This window comes from Shewanella sp. 5_MG-2023 (assembly GCF_030547465.1).
Taxonomy (GTDB): Bacteria; Pseudomonadota; Gammaproteobacteria; order Enterobacterales; family Shewanellaceae; genus Shewanella.
On record NZ_JAUORC010000021.1, the window covers coordinates 46,229 to 66,177 of the forward strand.

Here is a 19,949-nt window from a genome sequence, read left to right on the forward strand (position 1 = left end):
TGCCTAGGCAGCTTTTTTCGTTATGGCTGTAAAGGCCACTGTTGCAGTGGTTTATATATAAGCCCTTGAGTACTGCTAATGGATTCATAGAGGGTTAAATGGCGGGCTTTTGTGTTTATAGCTTCAGTGAGTGCAGGTAACTTATCTATAAGGGCTGCAGGCTCTGACACAGCTCTAAATAAGCTGATATGGGGTCTAAATTCATGCTGAGTTTGATAAAGGTTTAAGTGTGATGTCATTAATTTTAAGCTGTGGACAATATGCGCCAACGCTTTTTCGGCATCACCCTGAATGCACAAGACTTTCGCTTTAGGCCAGTAAGCAAGTTGTTGCAGTGGTTGTTCAAAAGCGCTGAAATGCTGCTCGGTGATATACCGATCAATCTGCAGCATCTGATCAGAACTAATTTTGCCTAAAAATGCAGCGGTTAGATGTAAATTCTCCCGCTTAACGGCGCTAACCTGTATACTCAGATGCGGCATTAATTGCTGCTGATATTGGCTCAATTGAGTGCGGTTTGACTCTGATAATGCAATGGCAATAAAACAACGTTTATGGTGATTTTTAGTCATGGGTCTCCTTAACGCCATTGATCCTTATCTGTTGTTAGCATTATTTTTTATTATTATGACGTTTATCGTCAAAGACATGTTAGCTTAATCGACGGCAACAGTTTACGGTTAGGTAAATTAACAGCAAGACCAGTGAAGCTCCGTTTAGAGGGATACTGTATAATGACAGCAAAAATGCTGCGAATGAATGAGTCATTGAATGAGCAATAGTGAACTGAAATCAGTATGGGCTAGCCCGCAGTCTGCTGAATTAAATCACTACCTGTGCTGTGATAAGGTTATGGCTGAGATTGATGCATTGCAACTGCAATTAGGCGTCGATGAAATCGTGGTTTTACTATCCCAAACAACTGAAAGTCTAACCAGTGGTAAAGTTTACCATGCCAAGGCGTTGCAAGCTTATCAGCATCAAGATCAATTTCAACAGCATCTTCAGCGCCAACCTAATAACGCACGAATAGGCCAATCACTCGCTGCCTTGCCTGATTTATGTGAACAATTACTCGCACAAGATAGTGCTGATATCAATGCCACAACAAGTCTTTTGCAGCGTCAAATAACTGATTTTGTTCAGTCACGGTCCGAGGTGTTTTCACTCTCTTTGAGTGAAGCGGTGCAAATAGGCAATACCAGGTTGATTTTTTTACCACTAAAATATCAATTAAATTGGCAACTTGAGGCCTCGGATGGTGTCAATTGTCCTATGACAAAGCTTAACGAGGCTAGCCTAAAGCTGGCATCTGAAGCTGAGCTGGCTCGCGTATCGCAATTATTAACAAACAAAGAAGCCCAATACCTTGAGCTTTTTCAGCAACTGCCGGTAGCCTGTTCGCTCATTGATAAGGACAACTGTATTAGCAGTCAAAATCAAGTGGCTAGCCAAATTTTTCCGTCAATCAGTAATCAAAGTTTATATTCATTAATCAATGCAGATGACCACATATTGTTGGATGATTGCCTACACATTGTCAGAGATGGAGCACTGCATCAGTCATGGTGTGAAGTTCCACTGGTTAAAGCGGGTGTGACTCACTGGTATAAACTTAGCTTTTGCCGCGCATTAGACATAGAGCAGCAATTATTGATGATGATTGAAGATGTGTCAGAACGCTATCGTTTAGCCGATGAGCTGTCATTTCAATCCAACTATGATCCGCTCACAGGTCTGCCGAATCGGTTACAGTTTGAGGCAATGCTTGAAGAATTAATTGAGCATAAAGATCGCTTGCCTGTGTGTGTTGCCTTTATGGATCTTGATCAATTTCAAGTGGTTAATGATATCAGTGGTCATCAAGCTGGGGATGAATTGTTACGTCAGGTGTCTAAGCGTCTTAGCTACTTACTGCGTCATGGCGATGTCGTTGCCCGTTTAGGCGGCGATGAATTTGGCATTTTAATGTTCCAAGCGGATAAAGAGTCAGCCGAGCAAGTGGGCAACCGCATTTGCCAGCAATTATCCGAACATGAATTTATTTGGGGCGAAGTCAGCCATAATATTGGCGTTAGTATGGGTATGACTCAACTGGATGCGAAGTCAGAAGACATTTACCGCATTATGAGTCAGGCAGATGCGGCGTGTCGTATCGCCAAAGAAGATGGCCGTAATCGCTGGCATTTTTACAGTAAAAACGATCCCCAAGTACATCATTTATATAATCAAATGCTGGCCTCCGTTGATATCGTCTCGGCACTGGCGCTTAATCAGTTTGAATTATTTTATCAACTCATAGAACCGCTAAATTCTGACGACCGTGGCATTCACATGGAAATCTTATTGCGCATGGTGCAAGAGGATGGCCGTTTTGTATCACCAGGGGTGTTTTTACCTGCAGCAGAGCGCTATAACCTAGCATCAAAAATTGATAGCTGGGTTATCGACAACCTTTTAAAGTGGGGCGCACGCAATAGCGAAATTTGGTCACAATTATCAATGGTGTCGCTAAATTTGTCAGCGCTGTCATTATCCGATAGCAAGTTTATGGACTGGTTAGAAATACGCTTGATGGTTGAGCCCGAACTGGTGTCTAAGTTGTGTTTTGAAATCACCGAAACCGCCGCTATTAGTCAACTCGAACAGGCCACCACCTTGATTGAGCTATTAAAACCTTTAGGTTGCAAGCTGGCTTTGGACGATTTCGGATCGGGCTTTTCAAGTTTTGCTTATTTGAAATGCTTAGATGTGGACTATGTCAAAATTGACGGTCAGTTTGTGGTTAATGTCTGTGACGACCGCAGTGATAAAGCCATTGTCTCGGCTATTTGCCAGCTGGGTAAAGATATGGACTTTAAAGTGATAGGCGAATTTGTTGAAAGCGCTGACATTGGGCGGCAATTAAAACAGCTTGGTGTTAGCTATGGCCAAGGCTACGCGATTGGAAAACCTACCCGCTTGCAGGATTTATCCTCAGGGATCAGAACGCCGTGGTTAATCGATTTATAGGCGATTAGCTTTTTCGTTTCAGTCGTTAATTGTCAATGTGTGCATGCTTCGATTTGCATATGCTTTAATCTGCCCCCGCTTCGATCTGCATAGAGCCGTAGCATCAATAATCGTTTATGAGTAAACTGAAGCCAGATTTTCGCCGTTAAAGTATCTCCTTTGAGCTCATTACCTATTCAAGCCTTATTTGCGCCATTACAACAGGCGCTGGGCGATCATTCGCAAATTATCCTCGAAGCGCCCACGGGTGCCGGTAAATCCACCGCACTACCTCTGGCAATGCTGCAGTGGCCGCAAATTAGCGGCAAAATCCTCATGCTGGAACCAAGGCGGGTTGCTGCTCGCAGTGTGGCGCAATTTATTGCTAAATCCCTAGGGGAAAAAGTCGGTGAGCGAGTGGGCTATCGGGTCAGAGGTGAGAGCCGAGTCGGGGCTAATACCCGCTTAGAAATTGTCACAGAGGGTATTTTAACGCGGATGATCCAGCAAGACCCAGAGCTTGAAGGCATAGAGGTCATTATTTTCGATGAAATCCATGAGCGTCATTTACCCACAGATCTGGGTTTAGCGCTGGCGCTAGAAGTGCAAGACTCGCTGCGCGAAGATCTTAAAATTATTGCCATGTCGGCAACCCTATCGGGCTTACCCTTAAGCCAATTAATGCCTGACGCTGCCACATTAGTAAGCCAAGGTCGAAGCTTTGATGTTGAAACGCTTTACCGACCGGTAATGGGGCAAGTGCAGTGGCTAAGTCATTTAAGCCAAGTGGTTATCGACAGTGTCAGCAGTAGCAACACAGTCCCAAGCGACTACCAACATGGCTCGGTGTTGGTGTTTTTACCCGGCAAAGGGGAAATTAATCAACTGCAGCGATTATTAAGTCAGCGACTAGACCCAAATGAATTTTTACTGTGTCCCTTATACGGTGATTTATCTCCTGCTGAGCAAGATAAAGCCATTTCTCCCGCCCCTAGTGGCAAACGTAAAATCGTCATTGCCACTAATGTTGCTGAGTCGAGCTTAACCATCGATGGCATCACTATTGTGATAGACAGTGGGTATAAGCGTGAGGCAAGCTTTAACCCACGCACAGGTGTTAGTCGATTATCGTTAAGGCGTATAAGCCAAGCCTCGAGTATTCAGCGTGCAGGCCGTGCAGGGCGCTTACAAAAAGGCTGCTGCGTGAGATTGTGGGGCCAAGAAGAACAAAGTCGAATGATGGTGGCTGATGCGCCTGAAATCACCCAAAGCGAGCTGACGTCAATGGCGTTTGATTGTGCTTATTGGGGCGTGAGTGATATTGAGTCCTTACCGCTATTAACCAAGCCGCCAGCGATTCATCAACAGGTGGCGTGGCAATTACTCGCCAAGCTTGAGCTGGTGGATGAGCAACATAAAATCACAGCTCAAGGCCAAGCGGCCTATGAGCTAGGTTGTCACCCGCGTTTAGCGCACATGTTGCTGACTTCGCAAGCCCTTGCTAAATCCCAGCAACAGGCCGACTTAGTGTTACTGGCATGTTTACTTGCTGCGATACTCGAAGCACGAGGCTTACCTAAAAAAGGCGCTGATATCAGTCAGTACCTGGGTTTAGCGACCCAAGGACAAATGGCAACCCAAGTGAATAAATGGCAGCGGGCGCTATCTGCTAAAGGCGATATCAAGCAAGTGGCTCGCGACGCCGCCAGTCGTGATAATAGTTTATTATTGGCGCTGGCATACCCCGACAGAATTGCCAAAGCCCGCGGTAAACTAGGTTTTGCCCTCAGTAACGGCACAGGGGTTACTATTGATGCTGAAGATGCTATGGCTAATCAAGCTTGGTTAGTGGTGGCCGATTTTCAAGAAACCCAAGGCCGCAATGCAGGACGAGTCTATCTTGCTGCGGCAATCAACCCTGAGCACTTCCAGCAAGAGCTTAAATTTTTAACTCATGAGGTTAAAATTTGTCAGTGGGATGAAACCAAAGGGCGCTTTTTTGCTGAAAAGCAAACCCGAGTGGGTGAGGTTATTATACAGCGCGCTCAAGAAACTCAGGTAGATAATAAATTAATCCAGCAAGCGTTATTGAGTCACATCCGCGCGAAAGGCTTAACTGTGCTGGATTTGGGCGAAAGTTTTTTGCAATTACAATATCGACTGAAGTTAGCCCAGCAATTTGCGCCGCAACATGATTGGCCAAACCTTGATGATGCCAGCATGCTAGCAAGCTTAGAGCAGTGGTTAGCGCCATATTTAGCTGAGGTGAATTCCATTGCCAAATTACAAAAACTTGATACCTTTGGCCATGTGAAAAATCTGCTGACATGGCAGCAACAGCAAACATTGAATGAATTGCTTCCCACTCATTGGCAAATGGCTACCGGCACCCGAGCACCGATTGAGTATCAAGTGGTCGCTGCTCAGGCCGTAGAAAGTGAAGCCGATGGCAGCGATAGTGATAAGCAAAGCATGGAAAATGATGCCGCCGACAGCAATAAGGCCGTCAGCGGTAGAGCGCTATTAAAAGTACGCCTGCAAGAGGCTTTAGGTTTATCACAAAGTCCGCTATTACTTCATGGTAAGCTCACTGTCACCATGGAATTATTGTCGCCAGCCCAGCGACCTATTGCTGTAACCGCAGATTTAGCCAGTTTTTGGCAAGGCCCATATATTGAAGTAAAAAAAGAAATGCGTGGCCGTTATCCCCGCCATTTATGGCCTGACGATCCGGTTAATACAACCGCCACTAAATTTACTAAAAAGAAGACGCCAGGCTTAAATTGCTAATGGCGATAAAGAATTAAAAAAAGATGACAGAAACGACAAAGATGATGGCTCCTCAAGCGCCTAAAAAAAATGTAGCGAAAAAGCCTGCAGAAAAGCAATCGGTTCCTAAAACAGCAGCGCCTAAAACGCCAGCGACCAAAACTGCTGCGACGAAAAAAAACGCCAGCAAAAAAGCGGCGACTAAAAAGCCTAGAGTAAAAAGGGTCGTTGCTAAAGCTAAGCCGTCAATGTGGAAAAAACTGTGGTCAATCGGCTGGAAACTCGGCTTGATTGGCATCGTGGTGGTGAGCTCTTACGGCATCTATTTAGATCAAATTATTGCCCGTAAATTTGAAGGGCAAAAATGGCACTTACCCGCACAAGTGTTTAGCCGTTCAATGGCCATTTATCCCGGCGCAGCCATAAACCATCCGCAGCTAATGGCGGAGCTAAAACTGCTTGGCTATCGTAAAGTGGCCACCCCTCGTCAAGTGGGCGAGTTTTCAGCATCCAGTAGTAAAATTGAGCTTTGGCGTCGACCATTTTTACACCCAGAAGGCGATCAAGCAGCTCAGCGGGTGATGATTTCATTTGACTCTCAAGGGGTCAACTCAGTGCAGCGCATGAGTGATAAGCGTCAATTAGCAGTATTCCATTTAGAGCCAGTATTGCTGGATCGCATTTTGGCTTCTGGCGCTGAAGACCGATTATTTGTGCCTACCACAGAAATGCCCCAAGCTATTGTCGATGCCCTGATTTTGGTCGAAGATCGCAGTTTTTATCAGCATCATGGGGTTAATCCATTTGCCATTCTCCGCGCCGCTATCGTCAATGTGACCGCCGGGCGCACAGTTCAAGGTGGTTCAACCTTAACTCAGCAATTAGCCAAAAACTTCTTTTTAACCAGTGAGCGCTCAATTGTGCGTAAAATCCGTGAGGCCTTAATGGCAATCATCATTGATTTTCGATACAGCAAAGAAGAGATACTCGAGGCTTATTTAAATGAAGTGTATATGGGGCAAGACAAGGCGCGTGGCGTTCATGGTATGGGCTTGGCGTCGCAGTTTTACTTCGGCCGTCCTATCGCGGAGCTAACAGTATCCCAACAAGCCTTTTTAATTGCCGCCATTAAAGGGCCATCATACTACAACCCTTGGCGCTCACCTGAGCGGGCGCAAAATCGCCGCGACTTGGTGCTGCGATTACTGATGGAAGATGATCGCTTAACCGTTGAGCAATACAAAGCGGCGGTAGAATCACCACTCGGGCTGCGTGATTTTAATAAATCAGTACATCAAAAACTGCCAGCTTTCTTTGCGGTGGTAAAACAAGAGTTACGAACGCGTTATGGTGATAGCTTACTGCAGCAATCAGGGGTCAAGGTATACACCACCTTAGATCCTATGGCTCAAGATGCCGCCGAAAAAGCAGTCGTTAGCACCATGAAGTCACTGGATGAACGCACTAAAAACGTGCAAGTAGGGATGGTGGTAACTGACAAATACACCGATGGCATTGCCGCCATGGTAGGGGATAGAGTGCCAAGCTTTGACGGCTTTAACCGCGCAGTGGAAATTCGCCGCCCGATTGGCTCGTTAGTGAAACCATTTGTGTATGCCACTGCATTGCAACAAGGCAGTAAATATAATTTGGCGACCCCAATAGCTGACAAACCGATCACCTTACAAAATGGTCAAGGTAAAACCTGGTCGCCACAAAATGTGGATCGAAAATTCCGTCAACAGGTGCCATTATTAGATGCATTTAAAAACTCAATGAATGTACCAACGGTGAATATTGGTATTGAATTAGGCGTTGATAATGTCGCTAAAACCATGGCTAATGCGGGTTGGTCCGATGCTATACCTCGCTATCCATCAATGTTGTTAGGGGCCATTAATGGCTCACCTTATATGGTGGCGCAGGCTTATCAAACCATTGCCAATAATGGCCGTTATCGACCATTAACATCAATAACTGCGGTGCTTGATACTAATAATCAACCATTGAAGGTAACGCGTGAAAGTGCCGTTCAAGGAATGGATCCTGCAACCGATTTCTTGGTGCAATATGCGATGAATCAAGTGGTCAAAACCGGCACTGCTAAACGCTTGGGTCAAGCATTCCCTAATGTAGCTCTAGCGGGTAAAACCGGCACCAGTAATGATAGTCGTGACTCTTGGTTTGCAGGCTTTGATGAGCGTAACGTGGCAGCTATTTGGGTTGGTCAAGACGATAACAGTAAAACGGGTTTATATGGCTCAAGCGGCGCAATGGCAGTGTACCAAGCATTTTTAAAGCAGCGTCCGCCGTTAGGTTTAAGAATGACGCCGGCAGATGGCATAACCCAAGGTTATTTTGATAAAGACACTGGCGTGGCAAAACAAGCCGATTGTGACAATGTGATGGCGCTGCCTGCCACACGTGACAGCTACAAACCTGCTGCAAACTGTGGTGAGCCGTTATCTTGGTGGCAAAAAATCATCAATTAACACTCAGCTGAGTCAGCTTTATAATCTTAATGATTAATTAGGCAGAATAAAAAATGGCTACTCGTTTGAGTAGCCATTTTTATTGTGTCGGTATTTAGCGAGCTTACCTTTGGCTTAAGTTTATATCGCTTAACTAAAGCTTAGCTAAATCTTAACCTAAGCGATTAAAACTTATAGTGATAACCGAGTGTTGCCGTTTGCGGCTTACCAGCAAAGATAGAACCATGAATGCGGGTGGTCATATAGGTTTCATCCAATAAGTTATCAACGGTTAAGTAGACTTCAGATGCATCATTAATGAAGTAACGAGCCGATAAATCCACAACGGTTTTATTGGCAATTAATTCTTCTGCAGGGATACCACCTTGATCGGCGACGGTGCGCATATCAGAGGTATAACGACCTGCAATAGTGACTTGCCATGCTTGTGCTTGAACGCCTGCAGATAAGAACAGTTGGTTATCAGGTAAATAAGGCAGTTCATCACCTTTTTCAACGTCGCCCCATGACTCAAAGTCAGAGATGAATGCGTTTTGGAATTCAGCATTGCTGAAGGTGTAAGCCATTTTTACCGGGAAACTAATCTCGCCTGTTTGATTAAATTCATAACCTAAACTTAGTTCAATGCCACTGACTTCAACTTCACCAGCATTGTATTGATTACCGATATTGTCATCATCACAACCTTGAGCCGCGGTGCAGTTACCATGCATATTGCTGTAATCACTGTAAAAGGCGATAGCTTCAGAGTTTAATGCACCAGTGTTGTAACGAACACCTGCTTCATAGTTCCAGCTTTTTTCTTCTTTACCGTCATCATTACCGGGGGCGCTAGGGGCAAAACCTTGCTGAATGCCTGCGAGCACAATTAAGTTATCGGTTATTTGGTAAGTTGCTGCAACTGAAGGTAAAACCACATCAAAGCTGTTGCTGATATCTTTATCTGGTGCGCCTTCACGGCCGACGTTAGTTTTACCCCAATCACGACGCTGGGTGGTGACATCTTCATAACGTAGACCGGCAGTAATGGCTAAATCACCGAAGGTCATCTTATCTTGAACATAAAAAGCAAACGCTTCAGCACTATCAATACGGTTTGAATCAGAACCAGGAGTACCGCTATTAGTCAGCGACATCACTTGGTTAGCCCCTAACTCATAGGTATCAACCCACTGGAAGCGATCCATTTCATCTTCATGGTAACGAGCGCCAATGGCTAAGTCATGGTCGCCCACTAGCCAATTTAGCTCAGTTTGAATACCTTGGGATAGGTAGTCACGGTTATTGGCTTTCACTTCAACATCAATCGCAGCTGCTGAAGCAGGATCGCGATCAAAATCAGCCGCAGCTTCAATACCACCACTACTTAAACTTTGACCCGCCACTTTATTGGTTTTATACCAGTTGCGGTGGAAGTTGTTGTAATAAGCCGTGGTCGCAAGTGATACAGTCGAGCTAAAGTCGATGATATGGTTTAACTGAATTTGCTTGTGATCAGTGCTCATTTCATCTTTTTGAGAGGCAGAGTAACGCATATAAGGTGAAGCGTTATAATCATCTTCAGTTAAGCCCATGTAAGTTTCGTTAGACACTTCATCTGAGTACTTTAATTTTAATTCAAGGCGTTGCTGATACTTGGCATCGTCGCTACTATCAATACTGATTTTCGCTAAGGCATCGTTTTTCACAAAACCAGTATCACCACCAACACCATTAATGTCGCGAAAGCCATCAGCTTGATAACGGTAAATTTCTGCTACCGCGCCAACGCGTTCGCCTTGACCGCCTGCATGGGCATGTACTTTAGCAAAGCCGTCTTGTCCTGCGGCCACATCAATACCGCCAGCCAGTTCTTCCACTGGGATTTGACGAGAAAGCATATTGATAATACCACCAGTGGTGCGAGGGCCGTATTTAAGGGTCGAGCCGCCTTTCATGATCTCAACGGTTTGCATTCTACCAGAGGTTGGAAAGTAGTAAGCCGCAGGAGAAGCATAAGGCGCAGGCGCCGCTAATACTCCGTCTTCCATAATGGTGATTTTTTCAGAACGATTTTGACCCGTGCCACGCATACCAATATTTGGACGTAAGCCATAACCATCTTCTTCTTGCAGATACACCCCAGGCACAGACGCTAGGGTGCGCATAATGTCGGTGTATTTGAAGTTTTCAATTTCAGCGTCACCGATAACATGAGCACTACCGGGAACATTATTAACCGGATTGGCACTGCCAAAAATTGAGATTTGCTCCATGGTGGCATTGGTTGCAGGATCTGTATCGGCAGCAGATGCTGAAAAAGCGCTGAATAGGGCAGTGGCTAAAAGACTAATTCGAAGGCTGTGTTGAGTCATGTAAATCTCCAAAGGCGAATTGCAAATATAATAAAAATGGTAATTGTTATCATTTGTATCCGTATTGTGATGGAGTTTACTCAATTAATTACTAAAATCAACATTTGAGTTAATAATGTTAACTCAAATGTTGGAGTTGGATTAGTATGATGTGGTTCGCTTCACAAATAGTGAGGTAAGAGCATAGTGCTGCAGTCGTGACAGCGATTAAGTCATCGGCTGAGTTTATGTGAATTTTTGCTGTAAACTCGATTCACAATAAACCCAACTCAATAAGAGATGGATATCTTTAACGAATAAGAATGGATGTATATGTTTTTGTCACCTTATTACGCTAAGCAAGACCAAAGTGTGTTTATTTCTGCTTTGCAAGCGAGCAATTTCGCCAAGCACGTCGCTGAAGACTTTAATCCTATTCATAATGTTGGCGCTAAACGCTTCTGTGTTCCTGGTGACTTACTGTTTGCTTTAGTGCTCACAGAGTTCGGCTTGAGCAAAAAAATGAAGTTTAAGTTTGCTGGCATGGTCGGTGATGGCGTTGAGTTAATTCTGGATCAGCAAGCCGGTGAACAATTTAGTATTTGTGACAACAAAGGCAAAGAATACCTGCATATCGAACGTGAAGGGGCGCTTTGTCAATGTGATGTACAAAAAGCGGCATTCATCAAAAGTTATGTGGCGTTTTCTGGGCTTAATTTTATTCATGTACTCGTGCCGATGATGAAACAGTACGGCATGATGATTAACCCAGCCAGACCTTTGGTTATTTATGAAAGTATGTCTTTTCAATTAGATACTTTCGATTTCACTGATATGAGCCTTGAATTGGTTGAGCAGGATATGCAAATCAATGGCAAACGCGGTGATGTGACCTTGCAGTTTGCCTTAAAAAGCGCAGGTAAAGTCATAGGCTCAGGTATCAAAACCCTAGTGTTAAGCGGTTTACGCGAATACGATGAGCTGCAAGCGCAGCAAATGTGTCATAGCTATGAAAGCAGTAAATTAGCTTAACTTCTGAAAGTTAAGTTTTAGTTAGCCAGTAGTAAATTAGCATTATTCCATTTTAAAAATGCGATATTCCGTTTTTACATTATGCTTTAGGTAGGATACGTCCATAAGTTGATTATCGCTTGAGGTTTATATGAAAAAATTATTACTGGTTTCGCTTTCTTTTTTAGCATTTTCAGCTAGCGCGAATATTATTTATGATAAAACGGGCGTGAATGAAAAAGATTTTGTTTTCGATCAATATCAATGCCAAGAAATGTCACAGCAAGTTCATAAAAATACTGAATCTCGTGGTGCCATTAGTAGTGGCCTTAAAGGTGCGGCAGTAGGCGCAGCGGGCAGTGCCATTGCTGGTGGTAGTGGTTCACATGGTGCTAAAACCGGCGCCGGTATTGGTGTTGCTGTAGGCTTGCTAGGTGGCGCGAAAGATAGAAGAGCCAATGAAGCCAATTACGAAGCAGAGAAAGAAACAGTAGTGCGTAACTGCATGGCAAATCGCGGCTACAGCATTTTAAACTAATCTAAACCGCTAGCGCTTAGTACTTAGCGTTAGTAAACAATAAACCATGCTTTTTAGCATGGTTTTTTTATTGGACTTTTACCCTATTTTACTCGGCAATCTATATCCGCTTGCCCAAATTGGCTTAGCACGGCTTGTTGCTGGTGAGTCCAGAAACTAACATTCTGCCCTTGGTATTTCGCCCCAGATGCACTTAGCGTCAGTAATGTTAATAGCGGATTTTGCTGCGCTACCGTGACAGCTCTTGAATCTGCAATTGGATCAGCAGTTGGAGCTAAGCTTAGGTTCAATATTGCTGCAGGTATCGCAGTTTGGTTATAAAAATAAACCCTAATACTCATCAGATTGTTGTTCGATGGGGGATCACATTGATATTGTACCGCCTTAGGTACGTCAAATACCGCAGCGGCGATCTGTAATTCGGTTAGCCGTGAAGTATAGGCGTAAATCACGCACTGTTTAATATCGTCAGCCTTCCAACACTCATTACGGCCTTTTATCCAGCCTCGCTGAAAAGCTTTAAGTTGTGCTAATGCATCTACATCTAAATCAGCATCTGCGCCTAGCTGGGAAATTGATTTTTTGAACACTTGATTGAGCTGTATATCAAGCTGTGCCAATTGACTATCTTGGCAAATAAGCTGCTCCACTTCGCCACTTGCTTGCTGGCAATCAAAAGCAGGCGCTAACTTATCAGCTTCAGTGGCTTGAGTATTAGCTAATACCTCATGATCACTCAGTGCAATGGTCTGAGTGCTCGCGCAGTAACTCAGCAATAACAGTAATGCTCTTATAGCCATGATAGACAATCCTATTTTTAAAGGTGCTTAAAAATAAATCATAACCTATCTGGCTAATTTAGCTTAATCGATCATGAGCTTAATCCAACAGCTCAACTCAGCAGTAACAGCTTTAGGCTTTGATATTAATGTTATGGCCTGAGTTACCAACCGGTGGTGGCAGCGCGGCTTCAATTAATTGAAGGGCCATTTCACCTTCAATTTTTTGCTGATCTTTTGCAATTACAGCAACTTTGAGGCTACTACCTGAATCGATATTGGTCGGCATTGATGATGGAGCATTGATGGAAAGTGCCATAATATTATTACTCTAATTAGCGAAACCTAAATGGGTTAATGATTTATCGGCCAAAATAAGGAAAGGTAGATAATATTTTTGTATTAATCTGTATCAGCGCAGTAATGGCTAATGGTCTATCAGTATATTGTATTGTGCGCAATTTAAGTGTGATAAACTGATAATCGCTTTGGCTATGCAGTAGTTGTGATTAAGCTGCACATCAAATACTGAGCGCCATAGATATTAGAATTTTGCGAGAAAGTAAGCCTGTGACTAGGATTTAAGGAATGATTATGAGTGAAAAGTTTGATGCATTGGCATTAGAAAACCAAGTATGTTTTGCGCTTTATAGTGCCACGAATGCGGTCGTGCGCGCTTATCGGCCACTACTTGATGAACTATCACTAACCTATCCGCAATATTTAGTGATGATGGTGCTGTGGAAAGAGCCCGGGATTAGCGTTAAAACCTTAGGTGAAAAATTACATTTGGACTCAGGCACCTTAACACCGTTACTAAAAAGACTGGAAACAAAGCAACTGGTTATCCGAGATCGCAGTAAAGAAGACGAGCGGGTTAGGGTATTACAGTTAACGCCCCAAGGACTGGCTTTAAAACGGCAAGCGAGCCAAATTCCACAATTGATGCGCTGTAAAGTCGGTGGCAGCGCGGATGAATTACAGCAATTAAAGTTACTAAGCGAGAAAGTGTTAGCGCAATTACAAGCCTAACTAGACTCAATGAGCTATCGAGCCTATTGTCATCAAACTGTGCGGTCAGAAAAAGTACGCTGTCATAAAAACGACACCAAAGCGTCATATAATTAATCTAGTGACGGGGTTGATAGCAAGCTGGTATTAATGATCTCGTATCAAACTCTTATTATTTAAAACTAATTATTTAAACCTCATTATTTAAACTTAAGCCAGTGATGCTATCGCCAGCTTATCTCTAAACGGAATTGGACAGCTTATGTGGCAAATATTTACCCGCTTTTTAGCCTTAGGTTTAGTCAGTTTTGGCGGCCCCGCAGCGCATATTGGTTATTTTAGGCAGACCTTTGTTAGCGAGCTTAATTGGCTCGATGAAAAACGCTATGGCAGTTTTGTGGCGCTAAGCCAGTTTATGCCAGGGCCGGGTTCGAGTCAGGTTGGCTTTGCTATTGGTTATCATCGCGGCGGCTTAGCGGGCGCAATTGCTGCGTTTTTGGGTTTTACCTTACCGTCTTTTATATTGCTGTTCTTACTCGCCATAACCAGTGCCAAGTGGCTTGAAGCCGATGCGGTTGTCGGCATAATCCACGGCTTAAAACTGCTGGCAGTAGTGGTAGTGGCTGATGCGACATTGGGAATGTTTAGCCAATTTTGTCAGCGCAAAACCGCCCGGGTTATTATGTTGCTTACCGCAGCTTGCTTGATGTTATTCCCCTCAATGCTGACCCAAATTATCGTATTATTGCTGGCGGCGATAATGGGCGTGGTATTGCTCACCAAAGGCGAAAATATTACCCCAGAAAATAGCCCTATTAAGCTTAACTATGGCTGGCTAGCGTTATTTATCGTTGGCATAGTGTCGACGTTTTACTTTATTAATCAAACTGGCACCCTAGGCCAAGTATTTGCGCAATTTTATCAGGTGGGCAGCTTAGTGTTTGGCGGCGGCCATGTAGTGCTACCACTGCTGGAAGCCAATGTCGGTGAGCTGGTAAGCCCAGATCGATTTCTAACAGGTTATGCACTAGCGCAGGCGATTCCTGGGCCTATGTTCACCTTGGCGACCTTTTTAGGGGCCGATTTATGGTTAGAGCAACCCATTTTAGGCGCTATTGTGGCGACCATTGCCATTTTTGTACCGGGATTTTTACTGATGCTGGTGGGGCTAAAAAGCTGGCATGCTATCAGTGAGCGACCGGTTATATCAGGTGCTATTGCTGGAGTGAATGCCGCAGTGGTGGGGTTATTGTTTGCCGCACTTTATTCGCCAGTGTTTACCTCAGCGGTGCTATTACCTATTGATATGGCATTGGTGTTATTAGGCTTTGGCGTGCTGAAAATCTTTAAGCCCAACATTGTTTTGTTAGTAGCTGGTTTTGCCGCTACAGGGGCTTTGTTAGCCGTGCTTTAACTAAATACGATATCGCGATAAAAAAAGGCAAGCTTGGTGATATACCTAAGCTTGCCTTTTTTATCAGTTTTTACGTCAGTTTTACTTCAGTTAAGCGTGAAATTACACCGCTGTGGCTAACTCCGCTTTAACGGCGCAGACTTTAAACTCAGGTATTTTGGCCACCGGATCGACGGCGTTATTGGTTAACTTATTCGCCGCCGCTTCAGCAAAGTGGAACGGTAAGAATAAAACGCCCGCTTGCGCTCGCTTAGTGACAAAGGCGGCAATTTCAATTTCGCCGCGGCGTGAACTCAGTTTTAAATTATCGCCATTACTCACCCCAAGACGCTCAGCATCAAACACCGACATCATCACTCTTGGGGTACCTAAAGTATCTAAACCGCTGGTTTTTCGGCTTAAGGTACCGGTGTGAAACTGCTCTAATAAGCGACCTGTAGACAATACCAATGGATACTCATCACAGGTAGATTCGGCTGGGGCGCGATAGCTCACGGCGGTGAATATACCTTTGCCTTTAATGGGCTGCTCATGATGCAGCACGGGCGTTCCCCTATGTTGCTCATCACGGCAAGGCCACTGCAGCCCTTTACTTGGCGTGCCATGTTTATCAGCACTTAAACGATCCCAAGTGATCCCTTGATATTGCGGGGTCACTTGATTGATCTCGTTAGTGATCGCTTGCTCGTTAGCGTAGTGCCAGTTAGCGCCCAGTTTATTGGCAATATCTTGAATGATTTGCCAGTCAGCGCGGGCTTGTCCCGGCGGGGTTAATACTGCTTCTAGGCGCTGCACTCGGCGCTCTGTATTGGTAAAGTGGCCCTGTTTTTCAGCAAATGATGCCGCAGGTAGCACCACATCTGCATACTTGGCGGTTTCAGTTAAGAAGATATCTTGCACCACTAAAAACGGCAGCTTCTCCAAAGCTTCAAGCACATGGGCTTGATCTGGGTCGCTCAGCACAGGGTTTTCGCCCATAACGTATAAGGCTTTAACTTTATCTTCGGTAATGGCATGCATCACTTCAGTGGCCGTTAAGCCCTCGGTGGCTGACAGCGGCGTTTGCCACTGCTGCTCAAATTTCTCACGCACCACAGGGTTATCAACCCGCTGATAGCCAGTGTAGTAATTTGGCAGCGCGCCCATATCACACGCACCTTGAACATTACTTTGGCCACGCAGTGGATTAATGCCTGCACCCACTTTACCTAAATTGCCACAGAGCATTTGCAGGTTAGCGATAGCAGTGACATTGTCATGGCCTGAGGTGTGCTGGGTTATGCCCATAGCGTAGTAGACTGCGGTTTTCTCCGCTGTGCCAATATAACGCGCCATTTGGGCAATATCCTCAGCGCTAACCCCACAAATCTTGGTGGCATTTTGCAACTGATATTCAGGCTTAAGCACTTCTTGCATCACTGCATCAAAGCCTTGGGTATGGGCGTTGATATAGTCTTTGTCATGCCAATCATGACGAATGATCTCAGCCATAATCGCATTGAGCAGCACCACATCAGAGCCGGGCTTTTGCGCTACGTATAAACAGGCATCATCAGCAATGGAGACACGTTTTGGGTCGGCAACGATCAAGCGGGCGCCATGGGAGCGAATCGCTTGTTTAATTCTTGAGGCAATTATCGGGTGCGCATTGCAGGTATCTGAGCCTAAGATAAAGATTAAGTCAGACTCTTTGATCCCCGGAATATCATTGGTCATTGCGCCGCTACCCAAACTGAGTTGCAGGGCTGACACAGTACTGGCATGACACAAACGGGCACAATGGTCGATATTATTGGTGCCTAATACGCTGCGAACAAACTTTTGAATGAGGTAGTTATCTTCATTGGTGGCTTTGGCTGAGGCTAAAGTGGCAATGGCATCAGCGCCTGCTTCAGCTTTAACCTTGGCAAAATTATCGGCGATGGTATCTAGCGCTTCATCCCAACTGCAGGGGATCAGCTCGCCCATTTTACGAATAAGCGGCGTGGTTAAGCGTTGCTCGCTTTGAATAAAGTCAAACCCAAAACGGCCCTTAACGCACAACATGCCATCGTTAACATCAGAGTGTTTACTGCCTTCAACATGGCAAATTTTGCCTGTGGTCGGTGACACGCTGACTTCGATACGACAACCCACACCACAGTATGTACAAATGGTCGAGGTGGTCGTTAACTGCTCTTCATCGCCTTGGCGTTTATCACGGGCATCAACCAGCGCGCCAGTTGGGCACACTTGCACGCAGTTACCACATTGCACACAATCACTGTCGGCCATGCTGGCACTAAAGCCAACCCGAGGTGCTTGGCGCTCATCGGTTAATTGATTCGGTAATGCTTGGAAGCTGTCTTTAGTGAACTTAATGGCATTGTGACCACTTTGCTGACCACAAATATCGACGCATTTGCCGCAGCTAATACAGCGGTTGGCATCAAACTGAATAAACGGGCTGGTTTTATCCACCGCAAATTGGCGCGCATTGGTGCAGTCTAATTGCTCCGCTTGCACATGATACTCAGTGGCATAATCACGTAATTTACAATCGGTATTGGCCTGACAAGCACACTCTAAACAGCGGGCGGCTTCTTGCATTGCTTCATCGGGCCCATAGCCTAACTCCACTTCATTGAAATTTAGCTGACGCTCAATGGCGCTAAGCTCAGCCATTTTGTAGCGAGGTTTTGCTGCAATGCTGGGGTATAACTCGGCTGATAATTCAGCGGTTTTAGGCGCTTTCGTTGCATTAAATGGTTTTGGGGTTAAGTCGCAATTGAGCCCCTCGTGTAGCAATTTATTAATGGCTACAGCGGCTTTACGGCCATCACCAATGGCCGCTACTGCTGTCGCTGGGCCGCGGCGAGAGTCACCAATTACAAACAGTTTATCAACCCCTGCAGACATAGTGTGCTCACAGCCGATAAAAGTATTCCAGCGAGTTAGCGCCAGTTCACCTGTGGTGAGGTGACTGGCTGGATCTTCCATAAAGCTCATATCTGGGGTTTGCGACACCGCAGCAATGACAGTATCAAAGGCTTCAATAAAGCTTTCGCCAGTGGCTTTTGGTGAGCGCCGCCCTGATGCATCAGGTTCGCCCAAGGCCATTTTCGCCAGTTCAATGGCGCTGACTTGGCCGTCTTCATTAGCGATATTGTTAAGCGGATTAGTTAAAAAGTGAAACTTAACCCCTTCAACTTCAGCTTCATGAATTTCATAAGGCTCAGCGGGCATATCAGCACGGGTACGGCGATAAATTAAGGTGACATCATGGCCTGCGCGCACGGCGGTGCGGGCGCAATCAATGGCAGTATTACCGCCGCCAATCACCGCGACTTTATGACCGATTTGATAGCTTTGCTCGGTGCAGTAATCTCGTAAGTAATCGACCCCTAAGTAACAGCCTGTTAAATCACTGCCCGGGTAGTTCATCGCCACTGCTTTTTGGGCGCCAATGGCTAAACACACAGCATCGTAATCATCGGTAAGTTGTTTTAGATGAACATCTTCACCAAGGCGGGTATTAGTGACAATGTCTAGGCCATTTTGGCTAAGTAAATCAATTTCTTTATCAAGAATATCTTTAGGTAAGCGATACTCAGGAATGCCATAGCGCAGCCAGCCACCCGCTTTGGGCATAGACTCAAAAATGCGCACCTGATGGCCTTGGTTTGATAAAAAGTAACCGGCGCTTAAACCAGCAGGGCCACTACCAATAATGGCGACTTTTTTACCAGTAGCTGGCAGCTTTTCAATTTGATAGCTGTGCTCATCGGCAAGGTCTAAATCGGCGGCGTGGCGCTTTAATTGTCTAATAGCCACTGGCTCATCAACCAAGCCTCGGCGACATTCGGCTTCACAAAAGGCCGGGCAAACACGGCCAATAGACAGCGGCAAAGGTAAGGTTTGCTTAATGACTTTTACCGCTTCGGTGTGATTACCTTGGGCGATATGAAACAGGTAACTTTGAATATCCACCCCTGCAGGGCAGGCTTGCTGACAGGGCGCTTCACAGTCAGCAAAGTGATCAGACAAAATAGTGGTTAACGCTGCTTGGCGTAACTTGCTTAACTCAGCGGTTTGAGTGGTAATGTGCATGTCACTGGCAACAGGGGTTTCACAGGCTTTTACTTTGCGGCAGCTGCCATCGTGATTTTTGATATCAACCACACAAAGATTACAGGCTTGTTTGCCATGACTGTGTTTACCATCGCTGTGCTGGGTATTGCCGTTTGCAGGATCGCATAAGCTAGGAATGTTTATCCCGCCATCGCGAGCGGCTTGAAGAATATTTTTATCAGCACTGACAGTTAACGCAATGCCATCTATTTTGAGAGTAATCATCACTAGGCCTTGTAGGGGTTATTACAGGCTAAATTTTCGCCCTTTATTAGCTCTACAAAATATACCTATTTTTAGATGAACAGAATCAAGCTGAGTAAGTGGAATAAGCTTTTGTAACCGCCATCACGCTTGGGTGTGGTTTTGTGACTTAATCTGTTTTGTTCTAGCTTTAAGTGGGATTAGGTCGCAAATTTGGGGTTAAATTGATCTTGGTGCTATTGGTAGTTGATCGCTGCCATATTCGAGTGCTGATAAAAGTTTAAAGCTAAGGGGAGT

The 19,949-nt window shown here is 45.1% G+C and carries 12 protein-coding genes; 7 read left to right on the top strand and 5 right to left on the bottom strand.

Annotated features, from left to right (window positions below):
• Positions 1-20 precede the first annotated feature (20 nt).
• Positions 21-572: an RNA 2',3'-cyclic phosphodiesterase gene (gene thpR, locus Q4557_RS13600; RefSeq protein ID WP_303413350.1), complete on the bottom strand. Its 552-nt coding sequence runs from the start codon at positions 570-572 to the stop codon at positions 21-23.
• Between the two features lie 199 nt (positions 573-771).
• Between thpR and Q4557_RS13605 the strand changes: the two genes are divergently transcribed.
• From Q4557_RS13605 to mrcB, 3 genes are all read left to right on the top strand, one after another.
• Positions 772-3,012, top strand: coding sequence for an EAL domain-containing protein (locus tag Q4557_RS13605; protein WP_303413352.1), 2,241 nt, complete (start codon positions 772-774; stop codon positions 3,010-3,012).
• A 159-nt stretch (positions 3,013-3,171) separates the two neighbouring features.
• Positions 3,172-5,781: an ATP-dependent helicase HrpB gene (gene hrpB / locus Q4557_RS13610; RefSeq protein WP_303413354.1), complete on the top strand. Its 2,610-nt coding sequence runs from the start codon at positions 3,172-3,174 to the stop codon at positions 5,779-5,781.
• Between the two features lie 227 nt (positions 5,782-6,008).
• Entirely contained in the window at positions 6,009-8,252 is a 2,244-nt protein-coding gene (gene mrcB / locus Q4557_RS13615; RefSeq protein ID WP_303413407.1) for a penicillin-binding protein 1B, read from the top strand.
• 164 nt (positions 8,253-8,416) lie between these two features.
• Here the strand turns inward: mrcB and Q4557_RS13620 are convergent, their stop codons facing one another.
• Complete coding sequence (locus Q4557_RS13620) at positions 8,417-10,606, bottom strand: TonB-dependent receptor (RefSeq protein ID WP_303413357.1); 2,190 nt, start codon at positions 10,604-10,606, stop codon at positions 8,417-8,419.
• A gap of 312 nt (positions 10,607-10,918) precedes the next feature.
• Here Q4557_RS13620 and Q4557_RS13625 point away from each other — a divergent pair, with 312 nt between their 5' ends.
• Positions 10,919-11,617, top strand: a complete 699-nt coding sequence (locus Q4557_RS13625; RefSeq protein ID WP_102435732.1) for a DUF3581 domain-containing protein — start codon at positions 10,919-10,921, stop codon at positions 11,615-11,617.
• Positions 11,618-11,747: 130 nt separating this feature from the next.
• The gene (locus Q4557_RS13630; protein WP_076543163.1) at positions 11,748-12,134 is read left to right on the top strand and encodes an RNA polymerase subunit sigma; all 387 of its coding nucleotides are present in this window, start codon (positions 11,748-11,750) and stop codon (positions 12,132-12,134) included.
• Positions 12,135-12,217: 83 nt separating this feature from the next.
• Here Q4557_RS13630 and Q4557_RS13635 read toward each other — a convergent pair whose 3' ends face one another.
• Entirely contained in the window at positions 12,218-12,934 is a 717-nt protein-coding gene (locus Q4557_RS13635) for an MliC family protein (protein ID WP_303413360.1), read from the bottom strand.
• A 112-nt stretch (positions 12,935-13,046) separates the two neighbouring features.
• On the bottom strand, positions 13,047-13,232 hold the full coding sequence (locus Q4557_RS13640; RefSeq protein ID WP_076543161.1) for a cytoplasmic protein: 186 nt from the start codon (positions 13,230-13,232) through the stop codon (positions 13,047-13,049).
• Positions 13,233-13,507: 275 nt separating this feature from the next.
• Here Q4557_RS13640 and Q4557_RS13645 point away from each other — a divergent pair, with 275 nt between their 5' ends.
• Entirely contained in the window at positions 13,508-13,945 is a 438-nt protein-coding gene (locus tag Q4557_RS13645) for a MarR family winged helix-turn-helix transcriptional regulator (protein ID WP_241901103.1), read from the top strand.
• Between the two features lie 241 nt (positions 13,946-14,186).
• The gene (gene chrA / locus Q4557_RS13650; RefSeq protein WP_303413364.1) at positions 14,187-15,338 is read left to right on the top strand and encodes a chromate efflux transporter; all 1,152 of its coding nucleotides are present in this window, start codon (positions 14,187-14,189) and stop codon (positions 15,336-15,338) included.
• 102 nt (positions 15,339-15,440) lie between these two features.
• Here chrA and fdhF read toward each other — a convergent pair whose 3' ends face one another.
• Positions 15,441-19,673, bottom strand: coding sequence for a formate dehydrogenase subunit alpha (gene fdhF, locus Q4557_RS13655; protein WP_303413366.1), 4,233 nt, complete (start codon positions 19,671-19,673; stop codon positions 15,441-15,443).
• Positions 19,674-19,949 lie beyond the last annotated feature (276 nt).